The organism is Brucella sp. IR073 (assembly GCF_049065735.1).
In the GTDB taxonomy this organism is placed as follows: domain Bacteria; phylum Pseudomonadota; class Alphaproteobacteria; order Rhizobiales; family Rhizobiaceae; genus Paramesorhizobium.
Map to the genome: position 1 here is coordinate 121,263 of NZ_JBAKHD010000005.1, position 16,092 is coordinate 137,354.

Consider the following 16,092-nt stretch of genomic DNA (forward strand, 5'->3'; position numbering starts at 1 on the left):
TTCCATGGGGCCAAGCTGCGGGCAAGGGGTGTCCGCGGCGCAGTACCTCTTGGAGGCGGAAATGAAAATCTACAAAAAAATACTGGCCGCGACGGCGATTTCGCTGCTGATGGCCGGGGGCGCATCGGCCAAGACCTTCGTCTATTGCTCGCCGGCCTCGCCGGAAGGCTTCGACCCGGCGGCCTATACCGGTGGCGATACCTTCGATGCTTCGGCCCATCCGGTTTACAACCGTCTTGCCGAATTCGAAAACGGAACGACCAAGGTCGTGCCGGGCCTTGCCGAGAGCTGGGAAGTCTCCAAGGACGGCCTCGAATACACGTTCCATCTGCGCAAGGGCGTGAAGTTCCATTCGAGCGATCGTTTCACGCCGACCCGCGATTTCAACGCGGATGACGTGATCTTCTCCTTCGACCGCATGCGCAACAAGGATAATCCCTGGCACGCTTATACCGCCGGGATCACCTACGAATATTTCGACAGCATGGAGATGGGCTCGCTGATCAAGGATATCGTCAAGGTGGACGATAACACGGTCAAGTTCGTGCTGAATCGCCCTGAGGCGCCGTTCCTCGCCAATATTTCGATGCCTTTCGCTTCGATCATCTCGAAGGAATATACCGACAAGCTGGCAGCCGAGGGCAAGCAGAGCGACCTGAACCAGTATCCGGTCGGCACGGGTCCGTTCCAGTTCATCGCCTACCAGAAGGATGCCGTCGTCCGCTTCAAGGCGAATGACAATTACTGGGGCGGCCGTCCGAAGATCGACGATCTCGTTTTCGCCATCACGACCGATCCGGCCGTGCGCGCCGAGAAGCTGAAAGCCGGCGAGTGCCATCTGATGTCCTATCCGGCTCCGGCCGACATCAAGGGCCTGCAGGCCGACCCCAACCTGAAGGTTGACGAGCAGGCCGGCCTCAACGTGGCTTACTTCGCGTACAACACGCTGAAGGCGCCGTATGACAAGCCGGAAGTGCGCAAGGCGCTCAACATGGCGCTCAACAAGCAGGCCATCGTCGACGCCGTGTTCCAGGGCCAGGGCCAGGTTGCCAAGAACCCGATCCCGCCGACGATGTGGGGCTATAACGACGCCGTCAAGGACGATCCGTACGATCCGGAAGCGGCCAAGAAGGCGCTCGAGGCCGCCGGCGTCAAGGACCTCAAGATGAATATCTGGGCGATGCCCGTGAGCCGTCCTTACATGCCGAACGCGCGCCGCGCCGCCGAGCTGATGCAGTCGGATTTCGCCAAGATCGGCGTCAAGGCCGAGATCGTGTCGATGGAATGGGGTGAATATCTCAAGAAATCGTCCGACAAGGACCGCGACGGCAATGTCATCATGGGCTGGACCGGCGACAATGGCGATCCCGACAACTTCCTTGGCACGCTGCTCGGCTGCGCCGGCGTCGGCAACAACAACCGCGCGCAATGGTGCTACAAGCCGTTCGACGATCTGATTCAGAAGGCCAAGGTCACGTCCGACCAGGCCGAGCGCGCGAAGCTTTATGAAGAGGCGCAGGTCATCTTCAAGGAACAGGCTCCGTGGGCGACGCTCGCTCACTCGACGGTCTTCGTGCCGATGTCGAAGAAGGTCACGGGCTTCAAACAGAGCCCGCTTGGTGACTACGTCTTCGACGGCGTCGACATCTCCGAGTAATCGTTCCAAACACAGGCGGCCGGGAGTGGGGTGATACCCCGCTCCCGGTCGGAGTTTATTTCCATGTTGCGTTTTGTTCTGAACAAGTTGGCGTATCTGGTGCCGACATTCATCGGCATCACCATCGTTGCCTTCGCCTTCGTTCGCGTCCTGCCGGGCGACCCCGTCCTGCTGATGGCGGGCGAGCGTGGCGTGAGCCCGGAAAGGCATGCCGAGCTGATGGCTCAGCTGGGCTTCGACCGCCCGCTGTGGGAGCAGTATCTCAGCTATGTCTGGAATCTGCTGCACGGTGATTTCGGCCAGTCGCTGGTGACGAAGAAGCCGGTGCTGGCGGAATTCTTCACGCTGTTTCCGGCAACCGTGGAACTGGCCATCTGCGCCATCATCCTGGCTGTCATCATCGGCATTCCCGCGGGTGTCATCGCCGCGGTCAAGCGCGGCTCCTGGTTCGACCAGTCGCTGATGGGCGTGGCGCTTGTCGGCTATTCGATGCCGATCTTCTGGTGGGCGCTGCTGCTGATCATCTTGTTCTCCGGCGTATTGCAGTGGACCCCGGTTTCGGGACGTATTTCGCTTCTTTACTATTTCCCCTCGGTCACCGGCTTCATGCTGATCGACAGCCTGCTGTCGGGCGAGAAGGGTGCTTTCGCCTCGGCCGTTTCGCATCTCATCCTGCCGACCATCGTGCTCGCGACCATTCCGCTGGCGGTCATTGCACGGCAGACGCGGTCGGCGATGCTCGAAGTGCTGGGCGAGGATTATGTGCGCACTGCGCGCGCCAAGGGCCTGCCGGTGCGCCGCGTCGTTGGTCTCCATGCGCTGCGCAATGCGATGATTCCCGTTATCACCACCATCGGCCTGCAGGTGGGCGTGCTGATGGCGGGCGCGATCCTGACGGAGACGATCTTCTCCTGGCCGGGAATCGGCAAATGGATGCTCGATTCCATTTCCCGCCGTGACTATCCGGTCGTTCAGAGCGGATTGCTGATCATCGCGATCATCATCATGCTCGTGAACCTGATCGTCGATCTGCTTTACGGCCTCATCAACCCGCGTATCCGGCACAAGTGAGGGTATCATGACACACTCTGCCATTCAGCCGGAAGCAACGCAGCCGGACGCCATGAACGATGCCGGAAAAATGCGCGCGTTGCAGGATTTCTGGTTCTATTTCAGCGTCAACCGCGGCGCTGTCATCGGTCTTTTCGTCTTCGTGGCGCTCGTTCTCGTTGCGATTCTGGCGCCTCTCGTCGCGCCGCATAATCCGACGGAGCAGTTCCGCGAATTCATGCTGACGCCGCCATTCTGGCAGGAGGGCGGCTCGCCCCGGTTCCTCCTGGGAACGGATGCCGTCGGACGCGATATCCTTTCGCGCCTCATCTATGGCGCGCAGTACTCGCTGCTGGTCGGTTTTATCATCGTCATTATCTCGATGTGCGTCGGCATCACGATCGGTCTTATCTCCGGCTATTTCGGCGGCGGGGTGGACTCGGTGTTCATGCGCATCATGGATGTGATCCTGGCGTTCCCCTCGCTGCTCTTGGCGCTGGTGCTGGTGGCGATCCTCGGGCCGGGCCTCACCAACGCCATCATCGCTATCACGCTCGTGCTTCTGCCGCATTTCTCGCGCCTGACGCGTGCGGCTGTGATGGCGGAGAAGAACCGTGAATATGTGACGGCGGCGAAGCTTGCCGGCGCGGGCAAATTGCGGCTGATGTTCAAGACCATCCTGCCCAACTGCCTTGCGCCGCTCGTGGTGCAGGCGACGATGTCGTTCTCCAACGCTATCCTCGACGTGGCGGCGCTGGGCTTTCTCGGCATGGGCGCGCAACCGCCGACGCCGGAATGGGGCACGATGCTTGCCGAAGCGCGTGAGTTTATCATGCGCGCCTGGTGGGTGGTCACATTCCCCGGTCTTGCCATCCTCATCACCGTGCTCGCCATCAACCTGATCGGCGACGGCCTGCGCGATGCGCTCGATCCCAAATTGAAGAGGAGCTGACGCATGGCTCTGCTCGAAATCAAGAACCTGACGGTTTCGTTCCAGACCTCCACCGGCCAGTTCAAGGCGGTTGACGGTATCGACCTCAATGTGGACAAGGGCGAGGTGCTCGCCATCGTCGGCGAGTCCGGTTCCGGCAAATCGGTCGGCATGCTGGCGATGATGGGCCTTCTGCCCAAGACCGCTACCGTCACCGCTGACGTGATGAGCTTCGACGGCAAGGACCTGCGCTCGCTCTCCGACAGCCAGCGCCGCGCCATTATCGGGCGCGATATGTCCATGATCTTTCAGGAGCCGATCGCCAGCCTCAATCCGTGCTTCACGATCGGCTTCCAGATCGAGGAAGTGCTGCGCTTTCATATGGGCCTTGGCCGGGCCCAGCGCCGCAAGCACGCCATCGAGCTTTTGGAAGCGGTGGGCATCCGCGATGCCGAATCACGACTCGGCGCTTTCCCGCACCAGATGTCGGGCGGGCAGTGCCAGCGCGTGATGATCGCCATGGCAATAGCCTGCAATCCGAAGCTGCTCATCGCCGACGAGCCGACCACAGCGCTCGACGTGACGATCCAGAAGCAGATCCTCGACCTGCTCATGAAGCTTCAGGCCGACCACGGCATGGGTCTCATCATGATTACCCATGACATGGGCGTGGTGGCGGAGACGGCGGACCGCGTGATCGTGCAGTATAAGGGCCGCAAGATGGAGGAGGCCGACGTGCTTTCCCTATTCGAGGCGCCGAAGAGCCCCTACACGAAGGCGCTTCTCTCCGCGCTGCCGGAGAATGCGACCGGCGACCGCCTGCCGACTGTCTCCGATTTTGTGCTTGAACAAGCTGCGGGAGCCGCATGATGACGCAAACCGTTCTCGACGCGCGCAACCTTGTGCGCGATTATCATGTGTCGGGCGGCCTGTTCGGCAAGCAGAAGACCGTCCACGCCGTCAAGGGCGTGAGCTTCACGGTGGAAAAGGGCAAAACGCTCGCCATCGTCGGCGAATCGGGCTGCGGCAAGTCGACGCTCGCGCGTATCTTGACGCTGATCGACGCTCCGACCGCGGGCGAACTCTTCATCGATGGCCTAAAGATCGACATCGCCAAAGACGGGCTGACGCGCGAGATGCGCCAGAAGGTGCAGATCGTCTTCCAGAACCCCTATGGCTCGCTTAACCCGCGCCAGAAGATCGGGGATGTGCTGGCCGAGCCGCTGCTGCTCAATACCAATATGTCGGCCTCCGAGCGGCGTGACCGCGCCATGCAGATGCTGATCAAGGTCGGCCTTGGGCCGGAACATTTCAACCGCTATCCCCACATGTTCTCCGGCGGCCAGCGCCAGCGCATCGCCATCGCCCGCGCGCTGATGCTGAATCCGAGCCTGTTGGTGCTGGACGAGCCGGTCTCGGCCCTCGACCTCTCCGTGCAGGCGCAGGTGCTGAACCTCCTCGCGGATCTGCAGGATGAACTGGGACTGACCTATGTCTTCATCAGCCACGACCTCTCGGTGGTGCGCTATATCGCCGATGAGGTGATGGTGATGCATTTTGGCGCGGTGGTGGAATACGGCACCCGGGACAAGGTGTTCTCCGACCCGCAGCACCAGTATACGAAAACGCTGTTCGCAGCGACGCCCCGCGCGGATGTGGAGACGATCCGCGCAAGGGTAGCGGCGAGGCAGAAGGAAAGGGCGGCGTAGGCTCGCGCCCTCCTTCCCCCTTGCAGGGATTGAGGAGCGTTCGGCCAAAAGGCCGAGAAAAAGCCAACGATTTGGCTTTTGCAGAGACGAAACCCGCGTTAGCGGGCGGATGGGGGGGGGTGACGTTTACACCATTTTCTCCAGCAAAAGCGCAAACGTCACCACCCCCACCCGACCCTCCGGGTCACCCTCCCCGCAAGGGGGAGGGAAGGTGCGCGCTCATCCCCGCTGATGCCGCGTCAGCCCTCTCACAATGTCATCCGCTGAAATCTTGCCGATGATCTGGCCGTTTTCGACGACGCCGACATCGCCGTCGTTCTTCGCCACCGCCTGCATGATTTCGCGCACCGGGGTTTCAAAGCGCGCGGTGGCGGCGAAGGGGCGGGTGGCGGCGACGCGGACGAAGCGGGACATGATATCTCCCGCGCGCAGAACGCCGAGCGGGTTCATATGGGCGACGAAATCCGCCACGTAATCATTGACGGGGTTGAGCAGAATATCCTGCGGCGTGCCGCACTGGACGATGCGCCCGCCTTCCAGAATGGCGATGCGGTTGCCGATTTTCATCGCCTCATCGAGATCGTGGCTGACGAAAACGATGGTTTTGCGCAGGCGCGCCTGCAGGTCCAGCAGCTCGTCCTGCAGGCGGTTGCGGATCAGCGGATCGAGCGCGGAGAAAGGCTCATCCATCAGCAGGATCGGCGCCCCGGTGGCGAAGGCGCGGGCAAGGCCGACGCGCTGCTGCATGCCGCCCGAGAGCTCGCCGACCTTGCGCGCGGCCCAATCCTTGAGCCCAACCAGCTCCAACTGCTGACGCACCGCGGCGGTGCGACCTTCCCTGGAATGGCCGGCGATTTCGAGGCCGAAGCCGACATTCTCCTCCACCGTGCGCCAGGGAAGGAGGCCGAATTGCTGGAACACCATCGAGACCAGATGGGTGCGCAGATGACGCAGCGCCGCCGCGTCCGCCTTGCCGACATCGATGGAGCGCCTGCCATTATGCACCACCACGCGGCCGCGTGTGATCGGGTTCAAGCGGTTGATGGCGCGCAGCAGCGTCGATTTGCCGGAGCCGGAGAGCCCCATCAGCACGAGAATTTCACCCTCGGTAATATCGAGCGAGCACTCATGCACGCCTAATATATGACCGGTCTCGCTTTGGATCTGCGCGCGGGTGGCGCCCCGGTCGGCGAGCGCTAGCGCCTGCTCGGTTTTCTTGCCGAAGATGATGGAAACCCGGTCGAGCGTGATGGCGGTCATGTCAGCTCTCCTTGCTTGAACGGAAAATCCTATCGAGCACGATAGCCACCACCACAATGACGAGCCCGGCCTCGAAGCCGAGCGCGGTGTTGACCGAGTTGAGCGCCCGCACCACCGGCACGCCCAGCCCATCGGCGCCCACCAGCGCGGCGATGACAACCATGGAGAGCGACAGCATGATTGTCTGCGTCAGCCCGGCGAGGATTTGCGGCTTGGCGGAGGGCAGCTCGATCTTCCATAGAAGCTGGCGTGGCGATGCGCCGAAGGCTTCGCCCGCCTCGATCAAATGGCGAGGCGTCGAAGAAATGCCTAGATGCGTCAGGCGGATAGGGGCGGGGAGCACGAAGATGGCGGTGGCAAGGAGGCCCGGCACCATGCCGATGCCGAAGAAGACGATGGCCGGGATCAGATAGACGAAAGTGGGCAGCGTCTGCATCAAATCAAGCACGGGGCGCATCGCGGCATAGAGCCTCGGCCTGTGTGCGGCCGCGATGCCGAGCGGCACGCCCAGCCCCATGCAAAGGATACAGGAGGAGAGCACCAGCGTCAGTGTCTCCATCGTCTGCTTCCAATAACCTTGGTTCAGGATGAAGAGGAAGCCGAGTACGGTTAGCACCACGACCGAAATGCGGCGCTGGAGGAACCAGGCAATGGCGGCGAAGATAATGATCGTCACCAGCGGGGGCGGGGTGTTGAGCACAAACAGGAGGCCGTCGATCATGGCCTGCATCACCGCCGCCAGCGCATCGAACGCCCAGGTCAGATGGCTCGTTAGCCAGTCGACCACACCCTTCGCCGTGCGCCCGACGGGAATTTTGTACTCAGTCAGCCAGTTCAAATTTCTGGTTCCCCTTTGTTATTTGGCAGCGAGGAGGGGCAGCGCCCTGCCAGACGGCTTGCGCCCTCCTTCCCCCTTTGCGGGGAAGGTGCCCGCGTTAGCGGGCGGATGGGGGTGGTAAAGGAAGCGCACTGTAGAATGCCGTTGGCGCGCTGCCTTAACCACCCCCACCCGACCCTATCGGGCCACCCTCCCCGCAAGGGGGAGGGAGGGCGCCAAGGTTAAAGCCCCAGATACCCCTTCACCGCAGCCAATCCATCCCCGCCGTCCTTCGTCGTGACTCCGGCCAGCCACTGGTCCAGCACAGCCGGATTGGCCTTGAGCCAGTCCTTCGCCGCCTTGGCCGGCTCCTCGCCATCGTCCAGGATCTTGCCCATGATCTCGTTTTCCATCGGCAGCGAAAATTCCAGATTGGTCAGGAACTTGCCGACATTGGGGCATTCGGTGGTATAACCGGTGCGGACATTGGTGTTGACGGTCGCGCCGCCGAAATCCGGGCCGAAAAACTCGTCGCCGCCGGAGAGATAATCGATCTCGAAATTCTTGTTCATCGGGTGCGGCGCCCAGCCGAGGAAGACGATCGGCTTCTTGGCTTTGACGTCGCGCGCCACTTGCGCCAGCATGCCCTGTTCGGAGGATTCCACCAGCTCGAAGCCCTTGAGGCCGAAGGCGTCTTTGTTGATCATATCGAGGATCAGGCGGTTGCCGTCATTGCCGGGCTCGATGCCGTAGATCTTGCCGCCGAGCTGGTCTTTGAACTTGGCGATATCCTTGAAATCCTTGAGCCCCGCCTCATAGGTATATTTCGGCACGGCGAGGGTGTATTTCGCGCCGGTGAGGTTGGTGCGCAGCGTCTCCACCGTCTTGTCGTCGAGATAAGGCTGGAGATCGGCATTCATCGACGGCTTCCAATAGCCGAGAAACACGTCGATATCTTTCTTGGAGAGCGAGGCATAGGTGACAGGGACGGAGAGCACCTTGATGTCCGTCTGGTAGCCGAGGCCTTTCAGGATTTCCGTCACCACCGCCGTGGTGGAGGTTATATCCGTCCAACCGACATCGGAAAAGCGCACCGTGGAGCAGCTTTCGGGCTCGGCGCCATGGGCGGCGGGGGCAAGCGCAAATGCCAGAAGGGATGACGCGATTGCAAGCGTGAAGGATTTCATTGATGTCTCCATTGCCGGGCTCATTTTTCTCCGGTCTCCGATTATAAACCAAGCACCAAAGCGGCGGGTGTTCAAGCACCGGCGCGACAGAATGTTTCTTGTTAGAGGCAATTGTGCGCTGGGGGCAACCCAAGGCTGGCCTTTTTTGGCAATATCGGCGTGATGCGCGGCGTTTGCATTTGCCGCAAAACCCTCTATTCCAGCCGCAACGCAACCGGAAAACCACCCGCGCATGGAACTCCCCACCCCATTAAGGCTCGCCGTTGACGAGGCGCTGGAAGGCATTCCGCTGGCGGAATTGAAGCGCGCGGCGGATATCCTCTCGCGCCGCTACCGGGCGGAGACGCGGGACGGCGCCTTGCATCTATCGACCGACCTCGCGGCGCGGGCCTATATCGCCACAAGGCTGCCCGCGACATATGCGGCGGTGCGGGCGAGCATGGGTTATGCCGCCGAGCTTGTCCCGAATTTTGCGCCGAAAAGCCTGCTTGATGTCGGGGCAGGGCCAGGCACGGCGCTATGGGCGGCGGCGGATTGCTGGCCTTCGCTGGCAAAGGCTGTGATGCTGGAGGCGAGTCCTGCGATCCGCGCGCTCGGGCAAGCGCTCTCGCGCCACGCGCGACTGGAAGAGCTGGAGTGGCGGGCGGCGGATGTGGCGCGGGAGATGCCTGATACGGAAAGCTATGACCTCGTGACGCTCGCCTATGTGCTGGACGAGCTTTCGCCGGAGGAGGGGCAGCGGCTTGTCCTCAAACTCTGGCAGGTGGCGAAGGGGATGCTGCTCGTGATCGAACCCGGTACCCCCGCCGGCTGGCGCAGGGTGATGGCGGCGCGCAAGCTGCTCATCGAAAACGGCGCGCAGCTCATCGCCCCCTGCACGCACACCGCGCCATGCCCCCTGACCGAGCCCGACTGGTGCCACTTCTCCCGCCGCGTCGCCCGCTCCCGCCTGCATCGGCTGGCAAAGGGCGGTGAAGTGCCGTGGGAAGACGAGAAATTCATCTACCTCGCCGCGGCGCGGTTTGCGGGGGTGAAGACAGCGGCGCGCGTGCTGGCGCCGCCAAAAGCGAGCTCCGGCAAGGTGGCGCTCAAGCTGTGTCTGCCTGACGGCACGGTCGAGGAACGGGTCGTGACCAAGCGGGACGGAGAGATATACCGGCGGGCGCGGCGGGTCGATTGGGGCGATGCGGTGTAAAAAAGCTAACTTTTCACTCCTATATTTACGCGATGCCATCCCGGCAAAACAGGAGACAGCGCGATGCCGGCAGAAAAGGTGAAAGGCCCCGCTTCCTATTTTCCTTCCATCGAGAAAAATTACGGGAAGCCGATCAGCCATTGGCTGGAGGTGCTGGAGGCTATGCAGGGGAAAAAGCACATGGAAATGGTCGCTGCCCTGAAATCGGAACATAAGATGGGGCACGGCCATGCCAATGCGCTCGTGGCCTATTACCTCGCCAAGGATAAAGCCTGAAAGCCTTGGGCGATCCGATGTATCGTGAGCAGCGCTCCTTTATCGAAAGGCTGACAAATCGCGACACGTTGCGGCGCGCGGTTTTGTGCCTGATACCCACCGGCGGCCCGATCGTCGCGGGCGTGGCGATGGGGAAGCCGGAGGCCGGGCTCATCGGCGGGGTGGTGGGGGTTCTCCTCTATTTTGCCGATGAGGATGGCGGCTTGCGTCCGCGCTTTTTCATTCTCGCCTTAAGCACCTTCGGGCTTTTTGCCGGAACAGTGCTGGGGCCGATCCTCGCAGGCTATCCGCCGCTGTTCTGGGCAATCTTTGCCGTCATGGCCTTTGCCGCGGGCTTCCTTTATCGCGTGGGAAAGGCGCCTGTGATGGCGATGCGGCTCGCCGTGCTGGCAATGGTGGTGTCCGCCGGGGTTCCGGTGGCGGATGTCTATATGATTGCTTTCGCGATTGGCGGCGCCGGGCTGGTGGCGCTGACGCGGCTCATCGATCACCAGCTCTTCGGCCCGCTGCCCATCTTGCGCTCGCAGGTGGTTACGAAACCGCCCAAAGACGGCGGCTGGATCCGCTTTGCGCTGGTTTACGGCATCGCAGCTATCATCGGCCTCTGGATCGGCATGGAACTCGATCCGCGCCATGCGCTCTGGGTGGTGGTGACGACGATGCTGGTGATGCAGCCGGATGCGCATTCAAGCTATGTGCGCGTGGTGGACCGCATGGCCGGAACCTTCGGCGGCGTCGTCATCGCCTGGCTGATGATCAAACTGCTCGGCTCGCCGGCCCTGCTGTGCGTGGCAGTGGTGGTCCTGTCCCTGTACGTACCGCACCATTTCGCGCGCCGCTACTGGCTGCACACCACCGTCATCACGGCGCTCATCCTCATCGCCTATGATCTCACCATGTTCGGCTCGGGCGGCGTGACGGCTTTGTTCATGGAGCGCGTCGAAGACATGCTCGTCGGCTGCGCCCTCGCCGTGGTCGCTACCGCAGCGGCGTTTCCGCGCGAGAAGCGGGGCGGGTGAGGGGGCGGTCCATCAACGGAAGGCTTCGCCGCGCGTGAGGCTGAAGAGCATCTTTTCCATCAGCCTTTGGCGGGTTTCCTCCTTTTTCGCGGTATGGAGGCGGTGATACATCGTATAGAGCTGGGCGCGCTTGAGGCTGGCAAAGGTTTCCTTGGCGACCGGGTTTTCTTCAATCGCGGCCAGAAAGGCGGACGGGAACTCCATCCCCGCGCTCCCGGCATAAGCCGCCTCCCAGCGCCCATCCGCCTTCGCCGCAAGAACCGCCTTCAACCCCGGCTCCTGCATCCTCCCCTCCGCGATCAGCCGTTCAGCATGATCGCGATTGACCTTCGACCAGCTTGAGCGCGGCTTTCGCGGCGTAAAGCGCTGGAACCATGAATGCGCATCATTGGCCTTCTTGATGCCGTCGATCCAACCCCAGGCGAGTGCTTCGACAACGGCTTCGGTCCAGGTGATGGAGGGGACGCCTGAGGATTTTTTGTAGAGCTTTAGCCAGAGTTCGGGTTGGTCGGCGTGGTGGAGCGAGAGCCAGGTGTGGAAGTCGGCGGGGCTGGCGAAGGATTGGGTGCGGGCGAGGTCAATATACATTAAAATTTTCCGTTTAACGTGAACGCACAGGAGCGACTTGGCGTAGCGTATGGTGGAGGTTTTCTAGGACTGCCTCAAGATTTTCAAAGAGCGACGCTTTGGACCGCGAAAGCAGCAGAGCAAAGAAACCCTGTCGCGCAAAATACGCTCGGAACTGCGTATTTGAGTGGCCAAGGCGTTGCGAAGGATGAGAATACGGCGGTGGATTGGTTCCGCAAAGCCGCACTGCAAGGAAATCAGGATGCCATCAGTAATTTGAGAGCGCTCGGGATCACTCAATAAACCGCCCATTTCCTCTCCCCTAAACCGGAATATTCGCCGTCTCCTTCACCTCCTCCATTACCGCATAAGTATGCGTCTCTCTGATCCCCGGCAGAGACAACAGCGCGTCGGATAAAAACCGGCGGTAGTGTTCCATGTCGGCTACGCGCGCCTTTACGAGATAGTCGAAGCCGCCGGCGACCATGTGGCATTCCATGACGTCGGGGTTCTTGCGGGTGGCTTCGGCGAAGATGTCGAAGACTTCGGGGGTCGTGCGGTCGAGCTTGATTTCGACGAAGACCAGCATAGAGCGGTCGAGGAGCTTGGGGGAGAGGCGGGCGGAATAGCCGAGGATATAACCGTCGCGTGTCAGGCGCTTCACCCGTTCGGCCGTCGCGGTCTGGGAGAGGTTGATATACTCGGCCAGTTCGGTGTTGGTCAGCCTCCCATTATCCTGCAGCGCGCGCAGGATTTTGCGGTCCATCTGATCAAGGTCTTTCATTCCCCAAAATCCCCTCTCTTTTCTGGATATTCCCCTAAATTTATTTTCTTAATTGGTGAGAACCACCATGTAAAATGAATTATACGGGCGAAAGCTCGTGGTGCAGGTGATTTCTCCGTTTTGCATGCTTCTTCCCGAAAAACCGGCGGCTTTTGCCTGAGCCGGGTTTCGGGCCGGGACCGTGCATGTGGAGAAAAATCTGCTCCATTCCCATATCTTCCCTATCAAACCTCGGGGCTTGTTTGCCAAGCCTCCCGGGTTCCGCTCAAGGAGAGCACTTTCATGTTGGCCGAGCCCGCATCCCGTTTGAGCCCGATCGAGCCATTTGTCGCGCCTTATGCGCCGGATGACAATATGCTCGTGCCGAAGCTTCTAAACGAGGTTACTTTCAGCCCGGAAGCGAACCGGCGCATTGATGAGCGGGCAGGGGGCTATATCGCCGCGATCCGTAAAGAGGCGAGCGGCATTGGCGGGGTCGAGGACTTTTTGCGCGAATACGGGCTTTCGACGCGCGAAGGGCTGGCGCTGATGGTGCTGGCGGAGGCGCTGCTTCGGGTGCCGGATGCGGCGACGCAGGACAAGCTCATCGAGGACAAGCTGAAGCAGGGCCGCTGGTCGGAGCATGAGGCTTCGGGCGATACCTGGTTCGTTTCGGCTTCCGCCTGGGCGCTGGGGCTTTCCGCCAAGGTGATCAAGCCGGGCGAGACGCCGGAGGGTGTCGTCGCTGGGCTCATCAAGCGCATGGGCCTGCCTACGGTGCGCGCGGCGACGAAGCAGGCGATGCGCTTCCTCGGCCATCATTTCGTGCTGGGCGAGACCATCGGCGAAGCCTTGAAGCGCGCGCGGGCGAGCGAGGCCAAGGGCTATCGCCATTCCTTCGACATGCTGGGCGAAGGCGCGCGGACGCGGGCCGATGCCAGGCGCTATTTCAAATCCTATTCCGATGCCATCGACGCCATCGGCAAGGCGGCGGGCAATAAGCCTTTGCCGGACCGGATGGGCATTTCGGTGAAGCTCTCGGCGTTGCATCCACGCTATCTAGCGACGCATCGCGAGCAAGTGCTGGAGGAGCTGGTGCCGGATGTGCTGGCTCTGGCGCAGAAGGCGAAGTCCTACGATCTCAATTTCACCATCGATGCGGAGGAGGCGGACCGGCTGGAGCTTTCGCTCGATGTGATCGACAAGGTGTTCGCCGACCCTTCGCTTGAGGGCTGGGATGGTTTCGGCCTTGCCATTCAGGCCTATCAGAAGCGTGCCTTGCCCGTCATCGAGCATATCGAGGCTTTGGCGACGAAGCTCGGGCGGCGCATGATGGTGCGGCTCGTCAAGGGCGCCTATTGGGATACGGAGGTGAAGCGCGGGCAGGAGCGGGGGCTCCCGGATTATCCGGTTTTCACCCGCAAGCCGGCGACGGATGCCTCTTATCTCGCCTGCGCCAAGCGGATGCTGGCGGCGCGGCCGCGGCTCTTCCCGCAATTCGCGACGCATAATGCGCTGACGGTGGCGACCATTCTCGAGATGGCGGGCAGCGACAAGAGCGGCTTCGAGTTCCAGCGGCTGCATGGCATGGGCGAAAGTCTTTATAAGCAGATCACCGAGAAGGGCGAAAAGATCGCCTGCCGCATCTATGCGCCGGTCGGAGGCTATCGCGATTTGCTCGCCTATCTCGTGCGGCGGCTTTTGGAGAATGGCGCGAATTCCTCCTTCGTCTCCATGGTGGGCGATGAGAATGTGCCGATTGCCGATCTCTTGGTGCGCCCAAGGCAGAAGCTGGAAGACGGCAAGGGTTATCGCAATCCGTCGATCCCGCTGCCGCCGCGGCTTTATGGCGCGACGCGGCGCAATTCGGCGGGGCTGGAGTTTGGCGACCGTCAGGCGCTGGCCGCTCTGCTTTCCGGCATCGCTTCGGTGCGGCGCAATGTCGATGCCACGCCGCTCATTCCCGGCGTCACGGCGCTGAACCAGACGGAGCGGGTCGCCTCGCCTGTGGATGGCAGCTTGGTCGGAACGGTGGTTCCGGCGGGAGAGAAGGAAGCCGATAAGGCGGTCGAAATCGCGCGCAAGGGCTTTGTGAAATGGTCGCGCATGCCGGTGGAGACCCGCGCGGCGGCGCTCGAGCGGGCGAGCGATCTTCTGGAAAAGAATCGCGACCGGCTGATGGATTTGCTGACGCGCGAGGCGGGGAAGACGCTTGACGACGGCATCGCCGAGATCCGCGAGGCGGTGGATTTCTGCCGCTATTATGCCGCCGAGGCACGGCGTCAGTTCGGACACGATCAGGTGATGCCCGGACCGACGGGGGAGGATGACCGGCTTCGCCACCGCGGACGCGGGGTGTTTGTCTGCATCAGCCCGTGGAATTTTCCGCTGGCCATCTTCCTCGGCCAGGTGACGGCGGCGCTTGCGGCGGGAAATAGCGTTATCGCCAAGCCGGCGGAACAGACGCCGCTCATCGCCTATGAGGCGGTGAAGCTGCTGCATGAGGCGGGCGTGCCCGAGGATGCATTGCTTTATGTGCCGGGCGATGGAAAGGTCGGCGCGGCGCTGACCGCGCATCCGGCCATCGGCGGCGTCGCCTTCACCGGCTCGACCGAGACGGCCTGGGCGATCAACCGGACGCTCGCGGCCAAGAACGGCCCCATCGTGCCGCTGATTGCCGAGACGGGCGGCCTCAACGCCATGGTGGTGGATGCGACGGCGCTGGCAGAGCAGGTGACCGACGATGTGGTGATGTCCGCCTTCCGCTCCGCCGGGCAGCGCTGTTCGGCGCTGCGCATTCTCTATCTGCAGGAGGATGTCGCCGATTCCATGCTCGAGATGATCGAGGGCGCGGCGCGGGAGCTGGTGCTTGACGATCCGGCGCTGCCTTCCACGGATATCGGGCCGATCATCGACAAAGCCCAGAAAGAGATGCTGGCCGAGCATATCGAGGAGATGCGGAAGACACAGAAGGTGCGCTTCGCCGGCGAGGCGCCGAGGGAGGGCACATTCTTCGCGCCGCATATCGTGGAGCTCGACCGTCCTGAAGCGCTGACGCGGGAGGTGTTCGGGCCGGTGCTGCATGTGGTGCGCTGGAAGGCGAGCGAGCTCGACAAGGTGTTCGATTCGATTGCCGCGACGGGTTATGGCCTGACCTTCGGCCTGCACACCCGCATCGAGGCGACCGTCGCCAAAGCGGTGGAGCGGCTCGATATCGGCAATGTCTATGTCAACCGCAACATGATCGGCGCGGTGGTGGGTACGCAGCCCTTCGGCGGTTCTGGCCTTTCCGGTACCGGCCCCAAGGCGGGCGGTCCGACCTATCTGACGCGCTTTGCGCTGGAGCAGGTGGTGTCGGTGAACACGGCGGCGGCAGGCGGTAATGCCAGCCTCATCGCGATGGGAGAATAGGCAAGATGTGAAGCCGGCTTTCGTTCCGGCGCGCGCAAAAACGCAGCATTCAACGGACTCACATTTATTATAATGCGAATCGTTTTTATGCTCGTTTTGGTAGTATATTAGAAAGGTTAACTTCAACGTCAATGCGAAAAAAGCTTCTCGACGAAGCTTTTTCCGCTTGCGAATCTATGCAACCTGCGATACAAATAATTCCGTACTGAATGACTTTTAGCACGTGCCAGTTGCAGTTTCCGGATGTCTG

The 16,092-nt window shown here is 61.7% G+C and carries 15 protein-coding genes; 10 read left to right on the plus strand and 5 right to left on the minus strand.

Features of this window, described 5'->3' with window-relative positions:
- Positions 1-61 precede the first annotated feature (61 nt).
- From ACOWVG_RS12475 to ACOWVG_RS12495, 5 genes are all read left to right on the plus strand, one after another.
- On the plus strand, positions 62-1,657 hold the full coding sequence (locus ACOWVG_RS12475; protein WP_420962552.1) for an ABC transporter substrate-binding protein: 1,596 nt from the start codon (positions 62-64) through the stop codon (positions 1,655-1,657).
- 63 nt (positions 1,658-1,720) lie between these two features.
- Positions 1,721-2,728, plus strand: a complete 1,008-nt coding sequence (locus ACOWVG_RS12480; RefSeq protein WP_420962554.1) for an ABC transporter permease subunit — start codon at positions 1,721-1,723, stop codon at positions 2,726-2,728.
- A gap of 7 nt (positions 2,729-2,735) precedes the next feature.
- Positions 2,736-3,659: an ABC transporter permease subunit gene (locus ACOWVG_RS12485; protein WP_420962556.1), complete on the plus strand. Its 924-nt coding sequence runs from the start codon at positions 2,736-2,738 to the stop codon at positions 3,657-3,659.
- Between the two features lie 3 nt (positions 3,660-3,662).
- Positions 3,663-4,508, plus strand: a complete 846-nt coding sequence (locus ACOWVG_RS12490; RefSeq protein WP_420962557.1) for an ABC transporter ATP-binding protein — start codon at positions 3,663-3,665, stop codon at positions 4,506-4,508.
- A complete protein-coding gene (locus ACOWVG_RS12495) occupies positions 4,508-5,347 on the plus strand; it encodes a dipeptide ABC transporter ATP-binding protein (RefSeq protein ID WP_420962558.1) in 840 nt (279 codons plus the stop codon). The genes ACOWVG_RS12490 and ACOWVG_RS12495 overlap by 1 nt, the downstream gene beginning before the upstream one ends.
- A gap of 219 nt (positions 5,348-5,566) precedes the next feature.
- Here ACOWVG_RS12495 and choV read toward each other — a convergent pair whose 3' ends face one another.
- From choV to ACOWVG_RS12510, 3 genes are all read right to left on the minus strand, one after another.
- Positions 5,567-6,607: a choline ABC transporter ATP-binding protein gene (gene choV / locus ACOWVG_RS12500; RefSeq protein WP_420962559.1), complete on the minus strand. Its 1,041-nt coding sequence runs from the start codon at positions 6,605-6,607 to the stop codon at positions 5,567-5,569.
- Position 6,608: 1 nt separating this feature from the next.
- On the minus strand, positions 6,609-7,445 hold the full coding sequence (choW, locus tag ACOWVG_RS12505; protein ID WP_420962560.1) for a choline ABC transporter permease subunit: 837 nt from the start codon (positions 7,443-7,445) through the stop codon (positions 6,609-6,611).
- 221 nt (positions 7,446-7,666) lie between these two features.
- The gene (locus ACOWVG_RS12510) at positions 7,667-8,623 is read right to left on the minus strand and encodes a choline ABC transporter substrate-binding protein (protein ID WP_420962561.1); all 957 of its coding nucleotides are present in this window, start codon (positions 8,621-8,623) and stop codon (positions 7,667-7,669) included.
- Positions 8,624-8,843: 220 nt separating this feature from the next.
- On the opposite strand from ACOWVG_RS12510, the gene ACOWVG_RS12515 reads away from it, so the two are divergent.
- From ACOWVG_RS12515 to ACOWVG_RS12525, 3 genes are all read left to right on the plus strand, one after another.
- Entirely contained in the window at positions 8,844-9,806 is a 963-nt protein-coding gene (locus tag ACOWVG_RS12515) for a small ribosomal subunit Rsm22 family protein (protein ID WP_420962562.1), read from the plus strand.
- A gap of 63 nt (positions 9,807-9,869) precedes the next feature.
- On the plus strand, positions 9,870-10,082 hold the full coding sequence (locus ACOWVG_RS12520) for a DUF4287 domain-containing protein (protein ID WP_420962563.1): 213 nt from the start codon (positions 9,870-9,872) through the stop codon (positions 10,080-10,082).
- Between the two features lie 17 nt (positions 10,083-10,099).
- On the plus strand, positions 10,100-11,101 hold the full coding sequence (locus ACOWVG_RS12525; RefSeq protein ID WP_420962564.1) for an FUSC family protein: 1,002 nt from the start codon (positions 10,100-10,102) through the stop codon (positions 11,099-11,101).
- A 12-nt stretch (positions 11,102-11,113) separates the two neighbouring features.
- Here ACOWVG_RS12525 and ACOWVG_RS12530 read toward each other — a convergent pair whose 3' ends face one another.
- Positions 11,114-11,689, minus strand: a complete 576-nt coding sequence (locus ACOWVG_RS12530) for a YdeI/OmpD-associated family protein (RefSeq protein WP_420962565.1) — start codon at positions 11,687-11,689, stop codon at positions 11,114-11,116.
- Between the two features lie 18 nt (positions 11,690-11,707).
- Here ACOWVG_RS12530 and ACOWVG_RS12535 point away from each other — a divergent pair, with 18 nt between their 5' ends.
- Entirely contained in the window at positions 11,708-11,971 is a 264-nt protein-coding gene (locus ACOWVG_RS12535) for a tetratricopeptide repeat protein (protein WP_420962566.1), read from the plus strand.
- A 19-nt stretch (positions 11,972-11,990) separates the two neighbouring features.
- On the opposite strand, the gene ACOWVG_RS12540 is transcribed toward ACOWVG_RS12535, so the two are convergent.
- Positions 11,991-12,452, minus strand: coding sequence for an Lrp/AsnC ligand binding domain-containing protein (locus ACOWVG_RS12540; protein ID WP_420962567.1), 462 nt, complete (start codon positions 12,450-12,452; stop codon positions 11,991-11,993).
- A 282-nt stretch (positions 12,453-12,734) separates the two neighbouring features.
- Here ACOWVG_RS12540 and putA point away from each other — a divergent pair, with 282 nt between their 5' ends.
- Positions 12,735-15,842 carry a bifunctional proline dehydrogenase/L-glutamate gamma-semialdehyde dehydrogenase PutA gene (gene putA, locus ACOWVG_RS12545; protein ID WP_420962568.1) on the plus strand — a complete coding sequence of 1,036 codons (3,108 nt, stop codon included), beginning with the start codon at positions 12,735-12,737 and terminating at the stop codon, positions 15,840-15,842.
- Positions 15,843-16,092: the final 250 nt, after the last annotated feature.